Below are 20,061 nucleotides of genomic sequence, written 5' to 3' on the forward strand. Positions count from 1 at the left end.
ATTAAAACTTAAGAGTAACCTCCGCCACAAAGTTACGAGGCATTTGGGCAACTATAACACCCTGTCCTGCGAAATACTGTGCATTTCCTAAATTATTCATTTTAAATCCTAGTCTGTATCTTTCTTTTTCAAGAGATATGGAAGCGTTCACTAAAGTATAAGCCGGGAATATAAACTGTCCGGTAGTCACGTTGTCTACACTAATCTGCTCACCCACACGGTTCACACCAAAACCTAATCCAAGACCTGAAAGTCCCTGGATCGGTAATATATAGCTTACCCATGAATTGAATACATTAGCCGGACCTGAAGATGATGGACGACGTCCATCTACATTGGCAGCAGCTTTTACAAACTTACTGTCGTTGTAAGAATATCCCGCCATAATGTTCAGACCCTGAATCGGGTTCAGGATGGTTTCAATTTCGATCCCTTTACTTCTCTGTTCTCCGTCCTGGATGGTCACATTATAGCTTGTTCCGCCGCGGGTCACAACATCTGCTCTTAACATATTGTCGACCAGAATATCATAATATCCTACTGTAAAATTCACTCTGTTTCTCCAAAGATTTCCTTTGAATCCCACTTCCCACTGATTAGATCTCTGCGGTTTGAAATCTCCATTAAAGTCTGCAAGCGGCTGAGCAACCGGAGCTACATTACTGAAACCATTCATATAGTTAGCATAGGCAGACAGACGGTCTTTGAAGATCTGATAGGATAAACCAAGTTTTGGAGACAACGCATTCTGGTTGAATGTCCCCGTATTCGTATTCTTAATAAGATCAAGCTGTCCTTTGCTTTCATAATGGTCAAAACGTAAACTTAGCAAAGCAACCAAACGGTCTGTAATATATACCGCATCGGAAATATAAGCGCCATAAATATTGCTTGATGCCGTATTTCGTACTAAAGGTGCTGTAGAAGTTTGAATTTTTTGTAACGCTAAATCTTTAGTTATATTACCATATGTTCCTGTTATTGGCAGTTCCACTGGCGCTGTAGGATTTGTAGGATCAATGTAATCATATACAACAATTGGAGAAAGGTTATTGTTCAAAGACTGGTTTAAATAATCTAATCCTACAAGAACTTTATTTCTGATTTTTCCTATTTTAAATTCTCCGTTAAAGTTCTGCTGAATACTGGTAGACGCTCCTTCACCATTCTGCCACTGGACATTACGTTCTAAAAGATTATCCGTTTTTCCTCTCATGAACTGATACTGATAGAGTCCTTCCGTTTTTCTGTAATTTCTTGAGATCAGAGTCTGAGAACTCCACTGATCTGAAATTTTATAATTAATCTCAGCTTTTACATTGATGGAAGGTGCTTTTAAGGTCATATCATTATTGGAATAAGACCTCTTCCAGTTATATCCAAGCTCATCTGGCGTGGTTGCAATGAATGGTCTGGTTCTCGGCAAAAAGATGATCGGAGTGTTTGTTCCTTCATAAGTGTAAATCTGAGCTCCCAAATTAAACTTTAACCGGTCATCCACCTGATAGCTGAATGTAGGCGCTACAAACATGGATTTTCTGAACTCGGAATCTCTGAATCCGTTCTGGTACTGATAGGCAGCATTCAAACGGAATAAAGTCTTCCTTGAATCCGTGATTGGCCCGTAAACATCAGCGGTTACACGGTTCAGGTTATAACTTCCCAAAAGATAAGAAGCTTCTCCACCGAAATAATCTTTAGGCTTTTTCGTTACGACATTAATCAATCCTCCAAAAGAATTAACCGCACCTCCGTAAAGCGTTCCGGAAGGTCCCTTGATCACGTCGATACGCTCAACATCCGCCGGATCAATTTCAGAGTTGGTGGTTGCAGGAACACCATCTACCATAGAAACTCTCGTAGGAAAACCTCTTAAATTATAGTAGAAACTTCCGTCTCCCGCTCTACCCGCACTTCCCTGCATTTTTACAATACCAGGAACGTTTTTTAAAGCATCTGACATATCATACACCAACTGCTCTTTCAGAATCTGCTGGTTGATGCTTGTGTACATTTGGGGATTTTCAATGTTTTTCAAAGGCATTTTAGAGATCGAAGTACTGTCTCTGTCCAGAAATTTATTTCTGCTGAACGCATATACGGTAATGCCTTCGATCACATTGTTTTCTGTCTCAGGATAAATTACCGGAATTTCAAAGACATCTTTTTCAATACGGATCTGCTCACGCATTAATTCAATATCATTTAAAACCACCTGAAGCGTATATTCTCCCGGTGGCACATTATCAAAATAGTATTCTCCCAAACTGTTGGTCTTAGCCTGATACGGCGTATTGACTAATCTTAAAAGTGCATTCTTCACGGGCACTTTTTCAGACAACATGATCTTTCCGTTGACGCGTTCATTCTGCTGGGCAGAAACAAATAACGGAAGACCGACAAGAAATAAAAGTAATATAGGGGTTTTAAATATTTTCATGCTGTAAGTTTTGTAACAGGGGATAGTTGATTTTGCCGTTTTGTGATAATGGAAATGATTCTATGTGCTCGGTGTGTACATACTGCGGATTAATGCGCAACTTATTTTTAATAGTTTCTTTAATAGTTTGAGGATCAACTTCGATGTTGTCATACAGAACAATGATTTTTTTATCATTGCTGTTCAGACAGACTACTGTATTGCCTTCCAGTTCATTCTTAAGGATAAACTCTACCTCATCCAGGTTAAGACGGATCCCGAAAAGCTTCATGATCCTCTTGATTCTTCCTGTGATATAATACAGTCCGTTCTGCCCTCTTCTGCCTGTATCTCCTGTATGAAGAAGCTTCGGCTGTTCATAGGTAGAAAGATCTTCAAGTTTGTTGGCATACCCTCCACTGATGCTTGAATGTAAAAAGAGCAGTTCATCCGTTTCAGAATCGATCTGGAAGCTTCCTCCGTGTACAGGAGTGCCAATAGACGTTTCCTCTTCAAGAAGACCATCTGTGGTAAGATAAGCCATTCTTCCGCCTGCTTCGGTTTGTCCGTACTGAGCGAAAAACTGTTTTTCAAATTCAAGGCAGTAATTGAAGATAGTTTTCCTCAATTCAGCATTGATCACCCCTCCCGTATGGGTCATGTATCTCAGACTGGTACTGTCTTTTCTGAAGAATCCGATTCTGTTCAGGTTTTCGTACAGATAAGGGACGCCTCCCAGCGTACTGTAGCCATACTCTTCCATTTCATCCCAGAATGCTTTCTGCATAATGTCTTTGTCTGTACAAAAGATTCTTCCCGCACGCATACAGTTGGTGGTAAAAATAGAAAAACCGTACACGAAATTAATCGGTACGTTGAGCGGAACTACATCAGATTCCAGGATCGGCATGTATTGAAGGATGCTCACGGCATTCTGATAAAGGTTTTCATCTGAAAGCTTCACCAGCTTCGGAACTCCGGTGGTTCCGGAAGTACTTAAAAGGATCTTGATGTCAGGATGAATCGTCACTTCCGCCTGGTAATCTTCCTTAGCAAAGATTTTCACTGTTTCCGAAAACTCCTTTAACGAATATCCCTGAACCTCATCTCTTGAAGGATCAAAGATATATTTGGGACGGTATTCCGCTTCCAGACGTTCTTTAAATTCCGGATGCAGTTTCTGTCCCAAAACAGCAATGGCATGTGCCGTTCCATAGAAATTGAGGAGCACCTCAATGCTGGGTACCTGATTGTCATTGTACAAAAAGATCAATCCTTTTTCTACAGGATTGAGGCCTAAAGAACGGTACAGGGTTCCAACCGGCGTGGAAGCACCGGTGGAAGCATCTGTAAACAACAAGTTCTTGTTGGCAATTACATTTTCTAAAATTTTCATATACTTAGTTTTCTACGAGTACATCGTATTTTTTCATTTTTTCGCGGATCTTTCCGACGGTTCCCATTTCAAGGATGTCGTTAAAGTCAAACTTGACACGGTAGAACTGTTCCAAAGCTTCTACAATAAGCAGATGCGACATAGAGTCCCACTCAGGAATCTCCTGATAGGTAAGGTTTTCATCTACTATTTCTTTTTTCACAGCGATTGCTGATGCGATAATTTCATAAAATTCGTCTGTTGTGTGCATTTTAAATTTTTATAGTTTTCCATTTACCATTTTTGAATATCATGAGGAATAAGACAGCCAGTACGATTTCCGAGGAAACAATAGCCGTAAATATTCCTTTCAGTTCCCATTGAAGCCTTACGCCAAGCAGGTAAGCCAAAGGAAGCTGAATCACATAGAACATGATCATGTACAGCAGGGTCACCTGCATAATATTACCGGCCGCATTAAGGGCACGGCTGATCACCATTGTAAAGCCTAATAAGAGATAAGCCATAGACACCACATGGATGTACTGTACGGCGTATCTGGCTACCTCGGCTTCTTTGGTGAAGAACGTCACCACATATTCTGCAGCAAACTGCCAGAATATAGCAACAGCTATCAGATAGGTCATGTTGATCCCTCCTGCTCTCCATACCGTTTTCTCTGCGCGATCCGGGTTTCCGGCTCCTAAATTCTGTCCTGTAAGAACTCCTGCGGCATTTCCTATTCCCCATGCAGGCATCGTCGCCACAGAAGCAATTCTCTGCGCAATAATATATCCTGCAAGAGCTGTAGTCCCGAAGGTGGCGATGATTTTAACCATGATCAGCCAGCTTGAAGCAGGAATAATATACTGAACCAACCCGCCAAAAGTAATTTTCAGGATTTTCTTAATTAAAGGCAGGTCAAGATGAAACCTGACCAGAATATTCACACTGGTTTTGCGTGTAATAAGAATAAAGAACTGATATAAAACTGCTAATAAACGGGATAATATGGTGGCATACGCCAATCCCATTAATCCGTAAGCCGGAATAAAACCCAATCCGAAAACAAGAATTACCGCAAAGACCATACTGGAGATATGACAAAGCCAAAGCGACTTCATCGCCAGATCTGCATCCCCTGCTCCTCTGAAAAGACCATTGATAGACAGACGCAGAATCACCAGACCGATACTCAGAAAGACCAGCTTGGAAAAAGGAAGTCCGTTCTCTACAATCCCTGTATTGAATCCAAGGAAACTAATGATCTCGCCCGCAAAAAGGAATGACAGACCGCCAATCAGTAATGCAAAAGCAGCAGCCAGCAATATGATATAATGGGCCGTCCGGCTCATCCCTTCCTGATCTTTTTCTCCTGCTCTCCTTGCCGTCAGTGTTGCAGCAGCGATCCCCAAGCCAATGGCAATCGCATTGGCAAAATTGATATAGTTATCTGCAATTCCCACGAGCCCAAGGACCTTATCTCCCAATCTTGCAATGATTAAAAGATTGATACTGACAAAAACAGATTCCATCACGAGCTCCATCACCATCGGAATGGCAAGGCTGAAGATAGAACGGTTGATACTCCCTGAGGTAAGTTCTACTTTTTTTCCCGCTAAAGCTCCGTACGCAAATAAAGAGCCTTCTTTTACAAGATGCAGAAACTTTCTCATACCGTCGCTACAGAGTTTTTATTGGCAATCTGGTACAAAGGATTCGGCAGTGCGCCGTCTTTCTTTGGAATAGAAAATGCTTTATTTTCACTGTAGCCATTGTTTTTCAAACGAAGACTGTTGATGTAGAACCTTTTGAAGGTAGGAACATACAGATCATATTTTTCATACCGCTCATTCAGATGAGGATTATGGTTTTTGTAGTTCTCTATACACTCGTGAACAAGCGTCCAGAAGGTCTCTTCATGAAAATTGGAATGGGTATGCAGAACATTGGATAAATATCTGAAGAATGCATCAAAAACACCCAAAAGAATAGACAACGGAACATTTTCCTTGTTGGAAGATTGAATCAGTCCGTCTGCCAGATGGTCAGGAAGTTTTTCTCGTGCTTCTGTCGTCAGGACAATATCATCTACAAAATCTTTAATGACAATTCTCTGCGGCACTGCGTTTTTCAACACGACCATGATGTTTTCTCCATGCGGCGTTACACAAAGAGAATGGGTGTAATAAATGTGAAGCAACGGTGTAAGATAAGCATCCAGATAATCTGTGATCCACTGCTGGATGCTGATTCCGGCCTGTTCTGCAAAAGCCTGTACCAAAGGAACTCCATTTTGATCTACAAAAAGCAGGGAAGCCATGGTAAACATTTCTTCATCTTCCTGTAAATAATTGGAAGCACTTTCGCGCCATAAAGCCCCAAGAAATTCATTGTATTGATAAGGAACACCGGCGATAGCACTGTATTGAGGATGAAGGTAAGCAATAGAAGCTTCTTCTCCTAAAAATATGGTTCCTTTTGTTTCAAGGTAAGCGTCACCTTTGATTAATCCTTTCACCCAATCTGTAATGGAAGGGGCAATTTTCATCTGCTTTGGCGACAGTCCTCTGATGTTTCCTGTACTTAAAATAGAAACAGCGGTTTTCAGGTATCTTTTTTCAGGATGATCTGTATTAAACAAAGTCCTGATGCTCTGTTGCGGGCTGTACATATCATTTCCTTCCCCTAAAAGAATTAAAATACCGGATGCAATATCGCCTGCAAAGTGAATTTTTAGTTTATGTTCCCACTGCCACGGATGCACGGGAATTAAATTATAATCCTCAGCAGACTTTCCTGAATCAATCAACGTTTGTTGAAATGACTGATACAATTCGTCTCCTATTTCAGAACGGTAAAATCCTTCCTGATCTATAGGCTCCAGCGACTGGAACGCTGATCTGTCCTTATGAGCAGCCAGCCATAAGACTTTTAAATGCTCTGCCGCTTCCGGAGCAAACGTTTCAAGATCGGTAGGAGAAAATCCTAATCTGCTTTTGTTAACGATGACCCACGGATGACCAGTCATCTGATGTTCTACCGTTTGGTAATTACTGGATGCCAGTTCTTTTGAAGACATAACGCCTCTGGATAAGATCAGTGCATCACAATATAACGTATGAAGCAATTCTTCTGTATATCTAGCCAGCGTATTGGCATCTAAATCGAATACGGTCTGCATTTCAAGGAAAAACTGGGGAATATTCAGCGCTGAGGTGGGTACTCCATTCTCTATTTTCACAATACTTTCCGTATCAATGTGCCAGTAATCCATCATTCTTTCCTGTCCGCGGAAACTGTATGCTATAGTTTCAATCCCGGTCTCCAGTTTGAAGACTGTAAATCCAGCTTCATCCTGTGAAACGGAAACAGGTTTTAACCGTTCTTCATGCATTAATTCTGCAATCGTCTTGGCCATAAGGTCTCTGTTGGCCTGTAGCCAGATTTCCTGGCTGATGGTATTATTTTTTAAATGGGTGTTCATTGTTCTGTTATATTTTGACAGTTGATACAGCAGCGTGTTTCTCTACATCAAAATCCTGGAAAGCGATTTTCTTTTCGATTTTATAATGTTCTCTTCCCAAAATGTCATTGATGATATAGGAATTACGGTAGGCCGCCATCCCAAGATCGGTAGAAATATAGCTGTGGGTGTGTACTTCTGCGTGAAGCACATAGATTTCACCGCCGTTATGATCTATGGAATAATTCCTGTTGACCGCAAATAAACCTGTGGAATCTCTTTTAATCCTGGACTGAATATTTTTCAGGAAAGCTGGTTCATGATAACGGTATCCTGTTCCTACCACCAGATAATCAGCTTCCTGTTCGTAAGGGACCTCTTGTTCTAATTGTGTGAATTCAAGAGTTAGATTATCCGGATTGCTGTTATTTACTCTCTCCAACTGACTATTTGGTATGATCGTAAGCTTAGGATCAGCATTATCAATATTCAGGTCGTAGATGAAATCATAGATCTGGTTGATGAGGTCGTAATTGATTCCTTTAAACTGAGCCTGTTGCTTACTTAATATTGATTTTCTTGCCGCTTCATCCCTGCTGTAAAAATAATCTACATAATCAGGAGAAGTCAACTCCAGCGTCAGCTTTGAATATTCCATTGGAAAGAAACGGTCCGGACGTGAATACCAGCCCAATTGGGTATTTTCATCACGGCTTTGCAATAAATCATAGAAAACCTCTGCAGCACTTTGTCCTGAACCAATCACGGCAATTTTTTTACCCTGAGCTAAAAGTTCTTCCTTACGGTACAGATAAGAGCTTGTATGAAGAATGCGAGGATCCTCTTTCGGAATAAACGAAGGAATGTGAGGCTGTGTCCCTGTTCCCAGGATCAGTCTTTCTGTTCTGAAAACCTCTGTTTCCTTAGTTTTGGTATGAATAGTTGTGATTAAATACAATCCGTCTTCATACACGATATCAACCACCTGCGTTGAAAAACAGCACTGTGGAAGCTGGCTCACCACCCATTGGCAGTAACGGTTATATTCTTTACGCGGAATAAAAAAATCTTCCCTGATAAAGAATTTGTACAGCCTGTTCGTTTCTTTCAGATAGTTCAGAAGGCTTAAAGGATTCGTAGGATCAGCCATGGATACACAGTCGCACAGAAAAGGCGTCTGCAATGTTACATGATCGATCATCAATCCCGGATGCCAGTCGAAACCGTCTCTCTGGTCAAGGAAAAGGGTTTTTAATTCAGAAATCGGATTTGATAAGGCGGCAAGTCCCAGATTGAAAGGACCAATACCTATTCCGATCACGTTATATACAGTGTCGTTATTCATGTTCAGTGATTTTTACGGTGAATTCTACATTTTTGTTCTGAGGGAATTTTTCCCAATACCATTCTCTGTAGCAGAAGTTCAGATTGGCTTTTTTATGAGGCATTTCAATGACTTTATCTACTTTGAACCCTACATGGGCTTTATTCATCATAGAAGCGAGAGAATCTACTGAACCTTCCCCTACCATTTTTCCAACCTCAGGCTGGGCAAATACATAATCTACCATAGACTGTGTGGAAGGAGAAACGTATTTCTTCTTCGGATCGGTAGGTGCGATAAATTGGTGGGTTCCGTAATCGGTAGGCAGTACATCATAATAATCGCCCACAATATCTCTGCATGGCCAGTAAACCTCAATATTACAGGTAGGCTCACCATTGCTCATGACGATGTAGCTGTGTGCTTCATCACCCGGAAGCATTAAACGGTAATAGGTTTCCAGCTCGTCAATCGGCCAGTTCATCTGCCAGATTTTGATGGCGTGTTCACGATTAAACCACTCATGAAGCATTTCAAGATCTTCATCGAGATCAACAGGTCTCATCGTAACCGTGACATCATCTTTCTGGAAATAACGCTTGAAGAAAGCTTCTTTTCCTTTCGGATGGATCAGCTGATCTGAGAAGTAATGATAGTGAAGAAGATTCGGAACTTTAGCGTAAGAAATAGCTGCAGCGCTTGTAATTCCGTCAATTTCATTAGCAACCGCCTTAAAATTGGTTTTTGTTCCCCAATGACGGTTTTCAAGTGCATAACGGGTAAAATCTGAAGGCATTTCCTGATGAACCTGTTCAAATTCGTTATGCAGAATATTGATCAGAGTTCTCTCTTTCACCCATCCTGTCTTTCCTAATGAAGCGATAAGTGCTGAAAGATTACTCACTAAAACATGGTAAGAGATAATATCTAAAAGACGTTCATCCCTGATGAAAAGATCTTCAATCTCAGGATACGCTTTGGAAAGCTCCGTATATTGTTCTCTTGCGCTTTCTCTTAATAAATAGCCCTGTGCATCTCTTACAAAAAGAGTCTTCGGAAGCAACTGATCATCCAGTTGAATTAAAAGATTCTGCTGGTGTGCTTCAGGAGCCATGCCGTATTGGCTGTATAAATGGTTTAAAGGAGCAATCAGCAGGTGAATATATTTTGCAAACCAAATGGTCACCGATTCTTCCGGACTGGTTCCTAATTTCTCAGAAACATCCGTAAAGAATTTTTGAATAAAATTTTGTCCGTCTTCAGGTTCGTCCTGACATAATCTTGCTAAAAGAAGTATTTTATCTTCCGGCTGGAAAGGATTTTCGCGGATCAGCAGATTAAGGCTTTCAATATTTTTATGCTGATGATAAACGCCTAATGTTACAGGTTCCAAAAGCAGTTTGAACTGGTTGAAATCCTTTTCAAATGCTGCTCCTGCGTGTTTTCTCCATAAAGCCGATGCATAGCCTCTTTTCAGATCCTTCTCCGTGTTGATCCTTATCGATCCTGTTAAAAGAACATTTAAAGAAAACTTAGGCATCCACGGAATTTGAGGACTGTACATACTTCTGATGGAAGAGGTTGAATGAAATTCTTCCCCAAAAGCTCCGATATGGATTAGAGTACGGTCTTTGATCATTTCTGCCCCTTCTTTGATTGATAAAAGATAAGTAGCTTCCCACGGATGGCACGGAACCGTATAAAAATCAGAAAGTTTTTCACCTTCATTAATGTATTTCGCTTCAAGATCCTCAGGTAATGAAACCATACTCTTCAGAAATTCGTTGTAAGGCTGTTCCAAAACCGACTGCTCCTGAACACAGTTTTTGTGCACCAGGAAATACTCCAGCTGAATGCCTTTATTGAATTCAGGTCCGTAAAGAAGCTGCTCTTCTCTGGAGAATCCCATTCTCGCTTTTGTAAACGGATGGAGATTGTGTCCTACAGGAAGCTGTTGTTCAGATTCCAGGAAAGAATACGTCAAAGCATCCTGATCCTGTAACACTTCTTCCATGATCATTTCCAGATTTCTTAAGCTGCTGTGAATTCTTTTTGTAAATAATTCAAGGCCTTTTTCACTGAACTCCTCAGAAAGTTCTCGGTATACGAATTCGGTAAGCTGATCAACATCCGGTTCATAAACCTTTTGGTTTTGATGATCAACCACCCACAAAGGCGATCCGTAATTGTGGAAAGCACTTTCAGAACGGTAAGAAACCGGAGCGAATAAAAAGATGTCGCTTTTCTTTAATTCAAATCTTATATGAAGCGGATAGGTGCTGTTTTCCAGTGCCTGAGCCGTAAGGGCATCATATTTCGGAACTCCCTGATAGAACTTTCCGTTTCCAAGCTCACGAAGCATTCCGTTCAGCAGGATTCTAATCGTGATTTCCTGTGCTTTTTCCGTAAACTTAGTTTGCTGTATCAAAGTCTTCTCCATGCGATTTGATTGTATTTAAAATTTGGTGAACATCTTCTGTTGTGGTGATCGGGTTCAGGAAAGTAAATTTCAGGTAGAAATTTCCATCTACTTTGGTACTTGCCACCAGAATTTCCCCGCTGTAGAAAAGCTTCATTTTGATATGCTGGTTCAAAGCATTCAGGTCCTCAATATCAGGTCTGATATAACGGAAAACCAGAACGCTCAGATCTGTATCGGAAAGCAGTTCGAAGTGAAGATTTTCAGTGATCATAGACGCTACATCTTTGGTAAGGTCTATCACCGTATCTGTATATTCTGCGAGCTGTTCTTTGCCCATCATTCTTAAAGTAAACCATAGTTTCAGCGCATCGAATCTACGGGTACTCTGGATAATGGATTTGTTGATCTGTGCAGGAATTTCCTCTTCATCCATTTCGACAGGATTCAGATAATCTGCATGGTGTTTCAGGATTCTTAATTCCCTTTTGTTTTTAACGATGAATGCACTGCTGCTGATTGGCTGGAAGAAAGATTTATGATAATCTATCGTCACCGAATCCGCTCTTTCGATACCGTTCAGAAGATGACGGTATTTTTCGCTTAATAATAAAGCACATCCGTAAGCCGCGTCTACATGCATCCAGATATTGTATTGCTCGGCAACATTGGCGATGTCTTCCAGTGGGTCTACATTTCCGAAGTCTGTGGTTCCGGCCGTCGCTACAATTCCGATAGGAATATTTCCCATCTGTTCTTCTCTCTTAATGTATTTTTTCAGCAAAGTGATATCCATGCAGAATCTTTCGTCTGTAGGAACTTTCACGATACATTTTTCGCCCAATCCCATGATAGAGGCATTCTTTAAGTTGCTGAAATGGGATTTATCAGAAACAAATATCCTAAACCGACTTGCTTCCTGTGGAAGACCGTCCAGCTTAATATTATGGTTGTATCTCTTCTGGGAAAAGCAGTCGCGCATCATCACAAGGCCCATCAGATTGCTCTGTGATCCGCCTGCTGTGAAAACTCCGTCGCTTGTTTCTGCATTGTATCCTAACTGCTCTGCAGTCCAGTCGATCAGCTTTCTTTCCATGAAGGTTCCTCCGGCGCTTTGGTCGTAGGTATCCTGTGAAGAATTGATGGCACTTACAAGAATCTCTCCTGCCAGTGCAGGAATAACGATAGGACAGTTAAGGTGTGCTACGTATTGTGGAAGGTGAAAAGCAGTCGCATGCTTTACATATATAGTATCTACCTCTTCAAGTAGCTCCTGATACGAAGATAGTTTTTGATTAAGGTCTATCTGCTGTACCATGCCTTTCATTTCTTTGGCTTCGATTCCGCTGAAGGGTTTGTCATTTCTGTGAAGAAAAGTTCCTACAAGGTCTAAAGTTTCTTCGACAGCGGAACGATAATGATCATAATTGTCAGAATGAAAAATATTTCCAAAATTCCCCGAAATGTGAGGTAAGGAAGCGCCCAGGATCTCTCCGGCGGGCATTTGATTGTTGTTCATATGGTATTTGTAAGGTGATTTTCTAAATCAGTAAGTAGTGTGAAGTGTGTATAGTATATAGATGTATATACTTGATTGTCAACTTTTTATTTTTTGCATTTCTTCAAGTTTTTTTTTGGTGATTGATAAATTATTCATAAATTTGACCGAGCTATTGTTATTTAGAATAATTAAAAACAAATATAAAAATTAAATTCACACACCAAAGATTTTTTTAATGAATTCGCTAGAAATTTTAGATAACGACAGTATTACTGCGGTAAAACTGCTTCCGAGAGTCATTGAGATCACCTCTCAGGAAAGAAGAATGATACAAGATGCAGCGGTGCATCTTCAGAGAAAATATGGCAGCTATGAAAATAGAGACTTCATTACCCACGTTCACCAGATGGCATCTTATTTCTTGCCGGAAAGAATTCTACATATAGCCGCTGATTTTGCCAGCGATTTTTCAATAGATCAGTATGGAGCACTGGTATTCAAAGGATTAATGGACATTGATCAGGAAAGTATCGGGAATACACCTCCAAACTGGCAGTCTGCGGATTACTCTAAATTCAATATCTATGGTTTTGCGTGTGCTTTGATTCATGGAGCACTTCCATCGAAACCTGTACAATATTATTCCCAGCGTAAAGGCGGTGGGCTGATGCATGCGATTATTCCTGACGAAAAAATGAGAGAAACTCAGACGGGATCGGGATCTGCAACAGACCTTTATGTGCATACCGAAGATGCCTTCCTGAAGCATCAGGCTGACTTTTTAAGTTTTATGTACATCCGTAATGAAGAGCAGGTACCTTCTACCCTCTATTCTATCCGTTCTCACGGATCTATCGGAGACAATTTCAGGCCTCTTTTTGAGCGTATGTATAAAATTCCGAAAGATGCCAATCTGGAAACCGGTATGGACGAAGAAGAAGCATTGGATGCCGTTCTGTATGGTAATTACGAATTGCCTTTTATGAGGTTTGATGCTGCTGAACAGCTATTCAACCCAAGCATTAAGCAGACTGATCATGCCCACAGCCATCTGACAGAATTCTGGGAAGAGGCCAGAGATCTTATCTATTCAGGGTTTACGCCTCAGGCCGGAGATGTCATATTGGTGAACAACCATTTATGTGCTCACGGAAGATCAGCTTTCCGTGCCGGGGTAAGAAATATCGACGGCGTGGAACACGAATGTCAAAGGAGAATTATGCTCCGCATGATGAGTAAAGTGAGTCTCATGGAAATGAGAGCCCACACGCTTACAGAAGACCCGTTCTTTGTTATTGAAGAGCATTTGGGGAAAAATTTTGAAAACATTTAAAATGTTCTATTAGATATTTATTTGATAATAATGATGATGGATCCTTTTAAGCCTTGTGCATAAAAGGATTTTTTTAGCTGAATACTTTTTTTAAACCTGTATAAAATCTTTAAACCATTAAGGGCATTTAAGTTTTTAAGATGATTAAGGTGAGCTTCGCTTTTAAAGGTTTAAAAATTTGAGCCCTGTAAACCATGTCAAGGTTTTGAACCTTGACATGGTTAGGATGCATTCAATTCAGCTTTAAATAAAACTATATAAACAATTAATATAAAAGTATATATGTAATTAAAAAAAAGCAAATTTACGGCTTAAAAAATCGATCAAACAAAGTCAGTTGCTCAGATAAAGATCTGCTCCAGTATTTAGAATCATGGATTCCTAAAGACTCCATATAAAGATGCGGAATCTTTTGGTCCGTTAGTTTTTTATGAAAGTTTCTGTTCATAGCGATCATCTGGGTGTCTTCCGTACCACAGTCAAAGATATACTGCTGATCTGCTGATGCCATTGTTTTAATCTTACTGTCTGTAAGAAATTTAGGATTTAACGAGATCACAGGACCTGCCACTTTATCTACCTGATATTTCATATAGCCTTCTCCAAAGGAAGCCAGATCCAGCGCTCCACAAGAGCTTCCAACGATGCCAAACGTCTTATTGTACGTCGTACCAATGTTCACTGCACCATAGCCTCCCATGCTCCAACCCAGAATACCGCGGAATTTTTTATCATTTTTCACCGTATAATTTTTATTAACATATTCTACAAGTTCCTGCCCGATAAAAGTCTGATACTGGGAATCCTTAACCAACGGACTATCTAAATACCATGAATTGAAATTTCCGTCCGGTAAAACATAGATTATCTTATCCTCTTGTGCTTTCTGAACCAGATCAGGAATATCCTGCTTGATTGTTCTGTCGGGATTTCCACTATACCCGTGAAGAATATAAACCGACGGATAGGTTTCGCCCTGTTGTACATCCGGTGTGATGATAATGGTTTTAATGTTCTTATTCATTATGGCACTGAATACTTCTTTATGAATGATTTTCTGTGCGGAAAGCTGTGCAGATACCGTCAATAAACAGATAATACTTACTAAATTTTTCATAGGATATAATTTTAATTTTGTTATTAACCTGGGAATCTGATAAGACTGCTGTCTCCCATACAACTGTTCCCGATTATGGTACAAATATGCGGCCGATAAAATAAAAAAACCTCAACATATGTTGAAGCTTTTGTCAGTTTATTTCTTTTTTTATGCGGCTCAGCTGAGTAGGCGTGATCCCCAGATAAGAAGCAATATGATGCTGTTTCAGACGGTCATGGAGCGGTTTATTTTCCAGAAGCTGTAAATACCGTTGTTTGGCCGTTTCATGCTTTAGGGAAATCTCCAGTGGCTCTTTTTTTACCACCCAGTTTTTTTCCAGATAATGGATTTGAAACAATGCCAGATCATGGTATCGGTTGATCAGTTCTCTGAAAGCTTTTGCCGGATATTTTATAACCGAACAGTCTTCCAAAGCGATGATATTGAAGTCGCTGGGTTTATCCTTGATAATGGCTGCAGTAGAAGCCACAAAACTCTTTTCTTCAAAGAAAATCTTATACACAGAATCTCCCTGCTGGTCTACCGTGTAATATCCCACCAATCCTGATTGTATAAAATAATAATATCTGGCTGCAGTTCCGGCTTCCTGAAGAAGTTCATTTTTGTGATAGGTTTCTTCCGTACAGATATTCAGCAGGGCTTGAACCGTTTCTTGTGAAAGCGGATAATAAGTATTGATCTGTTCTAAAAGTTCTTTCAAAGCTTATAATTTAATCTAAAACTTTCTTCATCATAAGGTCGGTTTGATCGTCGCCTCCCAGCCTGAAGGTATGAGTCCCGAATTGCTCAAAACCATTTTTCCTGTAAAATTGAAGCGCTCTCAGATTTTCTTCCCAAACTCCCAGCCACAGATAACTTTTTTTCAGGTTTTGAGCAGTTTCCAGAGCCTGATCATAAAGCAGCTGACCCACTTTCTGTCCGTGATGGCTTTTTTTGACATAGATACGTTCTATTTCCAGAGAAGTTTCATCCTGCAATTCGGTTTGCGCGGCGCCGGAGTTTAATTTCAAATAACCGACAGGAATGTCTTCTTCCCAGGCTATAAAGAAATGAGAATCAGGATTATTGAATTCTGATTTTACTTTCTCGGTACTGAAACTTTCTTCCAGATAGTTTTTCATCACCTCTTCTGAATTGCTTTCTGCAAAGGTTTCATAAAAAGTCTGCCTTCCCAAAGCCTGTATGGTTTCCAGATCTTCGGCTAAAGCTTTGTTAATGATAATCGATGCCATTTTCTTTTGTATTAAAATAATATTTTTTTAAACGCTTCAGAAGCCAGATGTACCTGAACGGCCCAGTCGTCTGCGGCATCACTTCCCGCATCATCAGAAATATATTTCAGGCACAGGAAAGGGATGTTTTCTTTCTTAGCAATGAGGGCAAGTGGATAGGCTTCCATATCTACAATATTATAGTCCGTTTCAGAATGATTCATCTCAAAACTATCACCACTGCCACAAATCCCTTCTTCCAGGCCGTTCATCTGAAGACCGTATTCCAGAACAGGCGGAATTCCGGATAAAGGGGTTTCGTAAAGACTAAAACCAAGACCTCTCACATCCATGTCTCTCTGGATGAATTTTGTGCAGCAAACAACTTCCCCTTTTCCGAAGCTTTTACTGCCCGCAGATCCCAGATTAACGATCAGTTTAGGTTTTCTGAAGTGAATTTCTCTGGTCAGTTCAATAGCAGCATTTACTTTTCCTATTCCTGTCACCAGTTTATTTTTTCCCTCAAACGCTTGTCCTGCTTCTGAATCCAAAGCAAAGACGAACAAGGTTTCTGAAACCGGATAATGAGAGTCGGCATTGATTTTTATCATTGAGTATAAAATTTAAACAAAAATAAGAAATGAGTAGATAAAACAGAATTTCTTTTCTGTTTTTATTGAATCTCATAATTAATAAAAACACCTCAAATTGAGGTGTTTTATGCTAAAAAAGCTAATTTACGTTTATATTAAAAACACTAATGTCACTACTCTTATACAATGATATAATAATGCTGTTTTGACTACCCCGTCTTTTTGCTTTGCAAAAATCCACCCCTTCAAAGAAGGGGAATTGAGGTCGGGATCAATGGATGATTCCCGTACATTGGGATAACACCCGAAACCTACACGTCGCGACAAATTCACCGTTTACAACTTTGAACTCTAAAATTAAACCATCTTTCTGATCCTAGCATCCATTAATATCACAAGCTGCACCTCCTTCTTTCGAAAGATCTTTAAACGCGCTTACCGTTTCTTTGTACGTCTGCTGAAGGGCATCTGCAAAAACTTCTATCGGCTGTGCACCCGATACGGCATATTTTCCATTCAAAATAAAGAAAGGGACCCCGGAAATACCATTGTTTTTAGCGTCCTGAATATCCTGATTGACTTCGTTATCAAACTGATCTGATGTCAAAGCCTGTCTTGCCTCCTCCCGATCAATCCCGGACTTTTCAGCAAGGGAAATCAATTCTTCAAGATCTCCTACATTTTTCCCGTCAATAAAATGAGCGATAAACAGAGCTTCCTCCATCTCATTGGCCTTACCGTGTTTTTTAGCCAGATGAAGAAGTTTGTGCGCCGAAAAAGTATTGATGATCAATGCTTTTTCAAAATTAAAATCGATGCCTGCCCCTTTTCCCATCTGAGCAACCTGACCAATCATCTGAGATGTCTGATCTGCGGGAAGTCCTTTTTTCTCTTTAAAATATTCGATGGTATTTTGAGGCTGCAAAGGATCTAAAGTAGGATCTAGCTGGAAACTCTTCCACTCTACTTCTACTTCGTTTTTAAACGGCAGTTTTTCAAGAGCCTGTTCAAAATTATTTTTTCCGATATAGCAGAACGGACACATAACATCCGACCATATTTCTATTTTCATTTTTTATTGTTTTAATTCTTGATGAAATTATTAATCCATCAAAATTACTGCTTTTTGCAATTGTAACAAAATTTATTACAATATATTACTGGCACGGAAAAATGATCTTCTGCTTTTCAGTTCTTTTCTCCAGAATACTTCTCAGAATGATCATTAAAAAAGCTAAAATCCCAAATACAAAGCCTATCCATGGATTGTATGAAGCTCCTTTGGCAACAATCATCCATCCACCCAAGGTTGTTCCTAAAGTTACCCCCAGATTTCCAAAAGAAGTGGCTAAGCTATTGGCAAATTCAAGAGAATCCGGGACAGAAGAAATCATATACGTAGATGCATTCTGGAAACTTGGAGAATACAGAAAGCCCCAGATAGCTATGCTGATGATATTGGCTGGCAGATTATCCCCTGAAAAATACAGTAAAAAAGGCATCATAACAGTACCGGAAAGAAATAAGGCTGTTGTTTTAGCGACATTCCAGCTTAGCATTTTTCCTGCAATCCAGTTGGCAGCAACCCCAATGATTCCAAAAAGAAAAAGCATATAACTTACCATCGTACCGTCCATCCCTTTCGCTTTATTCAGATAATCTGCAAAATAGCTGTAGGTAGAAAACCAGGCCGTTATCATGAAAAAATTCATTGCCGTACTGATGATAAAGGTGGGCTGTGATAAAATTTTGACTTGACTTTTGTACGATTTTTTCTCTTTTACGGGCATTTCAGGAAGCATACAATAGATAACAACCAAAGCAACTGTGCTGACTGCGCCCTGAACGATGAAAGAAGATTCCCATATCCATAAACTGGCCAGCCAGGTCGCAAAAGGAACCGTCGTTACCATTGCCAGAGCAACTCCCATAAAAACAATTCCCATAAGCTTATTCGCCTGTTTTTGATCTGCTCCTGAGACAGCCACAGATAAAGCTGTAGCAATATAGACCGGCTGCAGAAATGCAGGAAGTATCCTTACCAGCATCAGAAGCCAGAACGGTGGTGACATGGCAGAAATAACAGCTGTAAAAAGGAAAATGGCAATAGCGGTCAACATCACTTTTTTACGGTCAAATCCTGACATCAGTAAAGTCATGAAAGGCCCCGTCAAAGCAATGATTAATGCAAATGCGCTCAGCAGCCATCCGGCCTTGTCAATTCCTATCTGATAATGTTCAGCAATCTGCGGGAGAATTCCGATCACTCCAAATTCGGTGGTGATGACGGCCATAAATCCCAGACACCCAATGTATGCGTATTTTTTCATCCTTATTTTTCAGTGGTTCGAAGATATTGATGAGCAAATGCCGCCATTTCAAAGGTAGCTTTTTCTACCTCATTCAGTACTTCTCCCATGTGCATAAAGCCATGCACCATGTCTCTGTAAAAACTGGTTTGCACAGAAATTCCTGCGTTTTTCATATGCTGTACCAATTCTTCTCCTTCATCTCTTAAGGCATCATGTTCTGCTATAAGAACCAATGTTGGGGGTGTGTTTTTAAAGTCTTTTATCAAGATCGGAACCGCTAACGGATCAGGATTGCTTTCGGCTTCAGGATGATACCATTTCCAGGCCTGGATGCCGCCTTCTTTGTTTAGAACAGGACCTGTTTCATAGGTTTCCCATGATTTTGTATTGAGTTGATGATCCGCTGCCGGATAGATCAGTACCTGAAATTTCAGCAGTTCCCCTACCTGTGTTGAAACAGAGGTTGCGAGGGCTCCTCCGGCACTGTCGCCTATAATTCCGATTTTACTTTCATCAATTCCCAGATCTTCAGCGTGATCAGTTACCCATTTAACGATGTCGATACAGTCATTTAATCCTGCCGGAAAAGGATGTTCAGGAGCCAGACGGTAATCTACAAAGATCATGACTGAACTTGTTTGGTTAGCTAATTTCCGGACTACAGCATCATGGGTTTCAAAACCTCCCGCAATGAACCATCCGCCATGAATATAAATAATAGCTGATGATTTTTGAGTGGTTTTTCCTTTTGGGCGGTAGATTCGGACCGGGATCTGGTGGTCTTCCACCGGTACCTTCAGTTCTTCTATCATCGCAACGGGCTCTTTTTTACCGCTGAGCTGAAGCGCCATGGCGTCAAGATATTTCCTGGTTTCATCTAATGGATCTTGTGCATTGAATGACTGTATTTTTCCTAAATGATTGATAATTTGGGTTATTGGTGACGTTAGTTGCATTATAAGTTTGTTTTGTATTAATAATATTTCAA

General features: G+C 40.3%; 16 protein-coding genes. 1 reads left to right on the plus strand and 15 read right to left on the minus strand.

Annotated elements, in window-relative coordinates:
• Nucleotide 1 precedes the first annotated feature (1 nt).
• The 8 genes from EG346_RS18895 to EG346_RS18930 are packed head-to-tail and all read right to left on the minus strand — an operon-like array spanning nucleotide 2 to nucleotide 12,522.
• On the minus strand, nucleotides 2-2,440 hold the full coding sequence (locus tag EG346_RS18895; protein WP_123880779.1) for a TonB-dependent receptor: 2,439 nt from the start codon (nucleotides 2,438-2,440) through the stop codon (nucleotides 2-4).
• Nucleotides 2,427-3,815 (minus strand): AMP-binding protein, encoded by a 1,389-nt coding sequence (locus EG346_RS18900; protein WP_123880781.1) that lies wholly within the window; start codon nucleotides 3,813-3,815, stop codon nucleotides 2,427-2,429. The genes EG346_RS18895 and EG346_RS18900 overlap by 14 nt, the downstream gene beginning before the upstream one ends.
• A gap of 4 nt (nucleotides 3,816-3,819) precedes the next feature.
• Nucleotides 3,820-4,065 (minus strand): acyl carrier protein, encoded by a 246-nt coding sequence (locus tag EG346_RS18905; RefSeq protein ID WP_034730354.1) that lies wholly within the window; start codon nucleotides 4,063-4,065, stop codon nucleotides 3,820-3,822.
• 1 nt (nucleotide 4,066) lies between these two features.
• The gene (locus tag EG346_RS18910; RefSeq protein ID WP_123880783.1) at nucleotides 4,067-5,470 is read right to left on the minus strand and encodes an MATE family efflux transporter; all 1,404 of its coding nucleotides are present in this window, start codon (nucleotides 5,468-5,470) and stop codon (nucleotides 4,067-4,069) included.
• The gene (locus EG346_RS18915) at nucleotides 5,467-7,281 is read right to left on the minus strand and encodes an IucA/IucC family protein (RefSeq protein WP_123880785.1); all 1,815 of its coding nucleotides are present in this window, start codon (nucleotides 7,279-7,281) and stop codon (nucleotides 5,467-5,469) included. Before EG346_RS18915 ends, EG346_RS18910 begins: the two co-directional genes overlap by 4 nt.
• Before the next feature lie 7 nt (nucleotides 7,282-7,288).
• Complete coding sequence (locus EG346_RS18920) at nucleotides 7,289-8,605, minus strand: lysine N(6)-hydroxylase/L-ornithine N(5)-oxygenase family protein (RefSeq protein ID WP_123880787.1); 1,317 nt, start codon at nucleotides 8,603-8,605, stop codon at nucleotides 7,289-7,291.
• On the minus strand, nucleotides 8,598-11,024 hold the full coding sequence (locus EG346_RS18925; RefSeq protein ID WP_123880789.1) for a GNAT family N-acetyltransferase: 2,427 nt from the start codon (nucleotides 11,022-11,024) through the stop codon (nucleotides 8,598-8,600). The genes EG346_RS18920 and EG346_RS18925 overlap by 8 nt, the downstream gene beginning before the upstream one ends.
• A complete protein-coding gene (locus EG346_RS18930; RefSeq protein ID WP_123880791.1) occupies nucleotides 10,996-12,522 on the minus strand; it encodes a pyridoxal phosphate-dependent decarboxylase family protein in 1,527 nt (508 codons plus the stop codon). Before EG346_RS18930 ends, EG346_RS18925 begins: the two co-directional genes overlap by 29 nt.
• Before the next feature lie 217 nt (nucleotides 12,523-12,739).
• Here EG346_RS18930 and EG346_RS18935 point away from each other — a divergent pair, with 217 nt between their 5' ends.
• Complete coding sequence (locus tag EG346_RS18935) at nucleotides 12,740-13,837, plus strand: Fe(II)-2OG oxygenase family protein (protein ID WP_123880793.1); 1,098 nt, start codon at nucleotides 12,740-12,742, stop codon at nucleotides 13,835-13,837.
• Nucleotides 13,838-14,141: 304 nt separating this feature from the next.
• On the opposite strand, the gene EG346_RS18940 is transcribed toward EG346_RS18935, so the two are convergent.
• The 7 genes from EG346_RS18940 to EG346_RS18970 all read right to left on the minus strand — a co-directional run bounded on the left by EG346_RS18940 (nucleotide 14,142) and on the right by EG346_RS18970 (nucleotide 20,029).
• Nucleotides 14,142-14,954 carry an alpha/beta hydrolase gene (locus EG346_RS18940; protein ID WP_123880795.1) on the minus strand — a complete coding sequence of 271 codons (813 nt, stop codon included), beginning with the start codon at nucleotides 14,952-14,954 and terminating at the stop codon, nucleotides 14,142-14,144.
• A gap of 133 nt (nucleotides 14,955-15,087) precedes the next feature.
• Nucleotides 15,088-15,657 carry a Crp/Fnr family transcriptional regulator gene (locus tag EG346_RS18945; protein ID WP_123880796.1) on the minus strand — a complete coding sequence of 190 codons (570 nt, stop codon included), beginning with the start codon at nucleotides 15,655-15,657 and terminating at the stop codon, nucleotides 15,088-15,090.
• 10 nt (nucleotides 15,658-15,667) lie between these two features.
• Nucleotides 15,668-16,189, minus strand: a complete 522-nt coding sequence (locus EG346_RS18950) for a GNAT family N-acetyltransferase (RefSeq protein WP_123880798.1) — start codon at nucleotides 16,187-16,189, stop codon at nucleotides 15,668-15,670.
• 11 nt (nucleotides 16,190-16,200) lie between these two features.
• On the minus strand, nucleotides 16,201-16,779 hold the full coding sequence (locus tag EG346_RS18955) for a 5'-methylthioadenosine/S-adenosylhomocysteine nucleosidase family protein (RefSeq protein WP_073334577.1): 579 nt from the start codon (nucleotides 16,777-16,779) through the stop codon (nucleotides 16,201-16,203).
• 358 nt (nucleotides 16,780-17,137) lie between these two features.
• Nucleotides 17,138-17,833: a DsbA family oxidoreductase gene (locus tag EG346_RS18960; RefSeq protein WP_073334578.1), complete on the minus strand. Its 696-nt coding sequence runs from the start codon at nucleotides 17,831-17,833 to the stop codon at nucleotides 17,138-17,140.
• 85 nt (nucleotides 17,834-17,918) lie between these two features.
• On the minus strand, nucleotides 17,919-19,091 hold the full coding sequence (locus tag EG346_RS18965) for an MFS transporter (protein WP_123880800.1): 1,173 nt from the start codon (nucleotides 19,089-19,091) through the stop codon (nucleotides 17,919-17,921).
• Nucleotides 19,092-19,093: 2 nt separating this feature from the next.
• Nucleotides 19,094-20,029, minus strand: a complete 936-nt coding sequence (locus EG346_RS18970; RefSeq protein ID WP_123880802.1) for an alpha/beta hydrolase — start codon at nucleotides 20,027-20,029, stop codon at nucleotides 19,094-19,096.
• Nucleotides 20,030-20,061 lie beyond the last annotated feature (32 nt).

The sequence above is a fragment of the Chryseobacterium carnipullorum genome, from assembly GCF_003815695.1.
GTDB lineage: Bacteria > Bacteroidota > Bacteroidia > Flavobacteriales > Weeksellaceae > Chryseobacterium > Chryseobacterium carnipullorum.

What these genes read in the sequence shown, in the direction of transcription:
- EG346_RS18895 (WP_123880779.1), bottom strand. Translation starts at nt 2,440, where the DNA reads ATGAAAATATTTAAAACCCCTATATTACTTTTATTTCTTGTCGGTCTT.
- EG346_RS18900 (WP_123880781.1), bottom strand. Translation starts at nt 3,815, where the DNA reads ATGAAAATTTTAGAAAATGTAATTGCCAACAAGAACTTGTTGTTTACA.
- EG346_RS18905 (WP_034730354.1), bottom strand. Translation starts at nt 4,065, where the DNA reads ATGCACACAACAGACGAATTTTATGAAATTATCGCATCAGCAATCGCT.
- EG346_RS18910 (WP_123880783.1), bottom strand. Translation starts at nt 5,470, where the DNA reads ATGAGAAAGTTTCTGCATCTTGTAAAAGAAGGCTCTTTATTTGCGTAC.
- EG346_RS18915 (WP_123880785.1), bottom strand. Translation starts at nt 7,281, where the DNA reads ATGAACACCCATTTAAAAAATAATACCATCAGCCAGGAAATCTGGCTA.
- EG346_RS18920 (WP_123880787.1), bottom strand. Translation starts at nt 8,605, where the DNA reads ATGAATAACGACACTGTATATAACGTGATCGGAATAGGTATTGGTCCT.
- EG346_RS18925 (WP_123880789.1), bottom strand. Translation starts at nt 11,024, where the DNA reads ATGGAGAAGACTTTGATACAGCAAACTAAGTTTACGGAAAAAGCACAG.
- EG346_RS18930 (WP_123880791.1), bottom strand. Translation starts at nt 12,522, where the DNA reads ATGAACAACAATCAAATGCCCGCCGGAGAGATCCTGGGCGCTTCCTTA.
- EG346_RS18935 (WP_123880793.1), top strand. Translation starts at nt 12,740, where the DNA reads ATGAATTCGCTAGAAATTTTAGATAACGACAGTATTACTGCGGTAAAA.
- EG346_RS18940 (WP_123880795.1), bottom strand. Translation starts at nt 14,954, where the DNA reads ATGAAAAATTTAGTAAGTATTATCTGTTTATTGACGGTATCTGCACAG.
- EG346_RS18950 (WP_123880798.1), bottom strand. Translation starts at nt 16,189, where the DNA reads ATGGCATCGATTATCATTAACAAAGCTTTAGCCGAAGATCTGGAAACC.
- EG346_RS18955 (WP_073334577.1), bottom strand. Translation starts at nt 16,779, where the DNA reads ATGATAAAAATCAATGCCGACTCTCATTATCCGGTTTCAGAAACCTTG.
- EG346_RS18960 (WP_073334578.1), bottom strand. Translation starts at nt 17,833, where the DNA reads ATGAAAATAGAAATATGGTCGGATGTTATGTGTCCGTTCTGCTATATC.
- EG346_RS18965 (WP_123880800.1), bottom strand. Translation starts at nt 19,091, where the DNA reads ATGAAAAAATACGCATACATTGGGTGTCTGGGATTTATGGCCGTCATC.
- EG346_RS18970 (WP_123880802.1), bottom strand. Translation starts at nt 20,029, where the DNA reads ATGCAACTAACGTCACCAATAACCCAAATTATCAATCATTTAGGAAAA.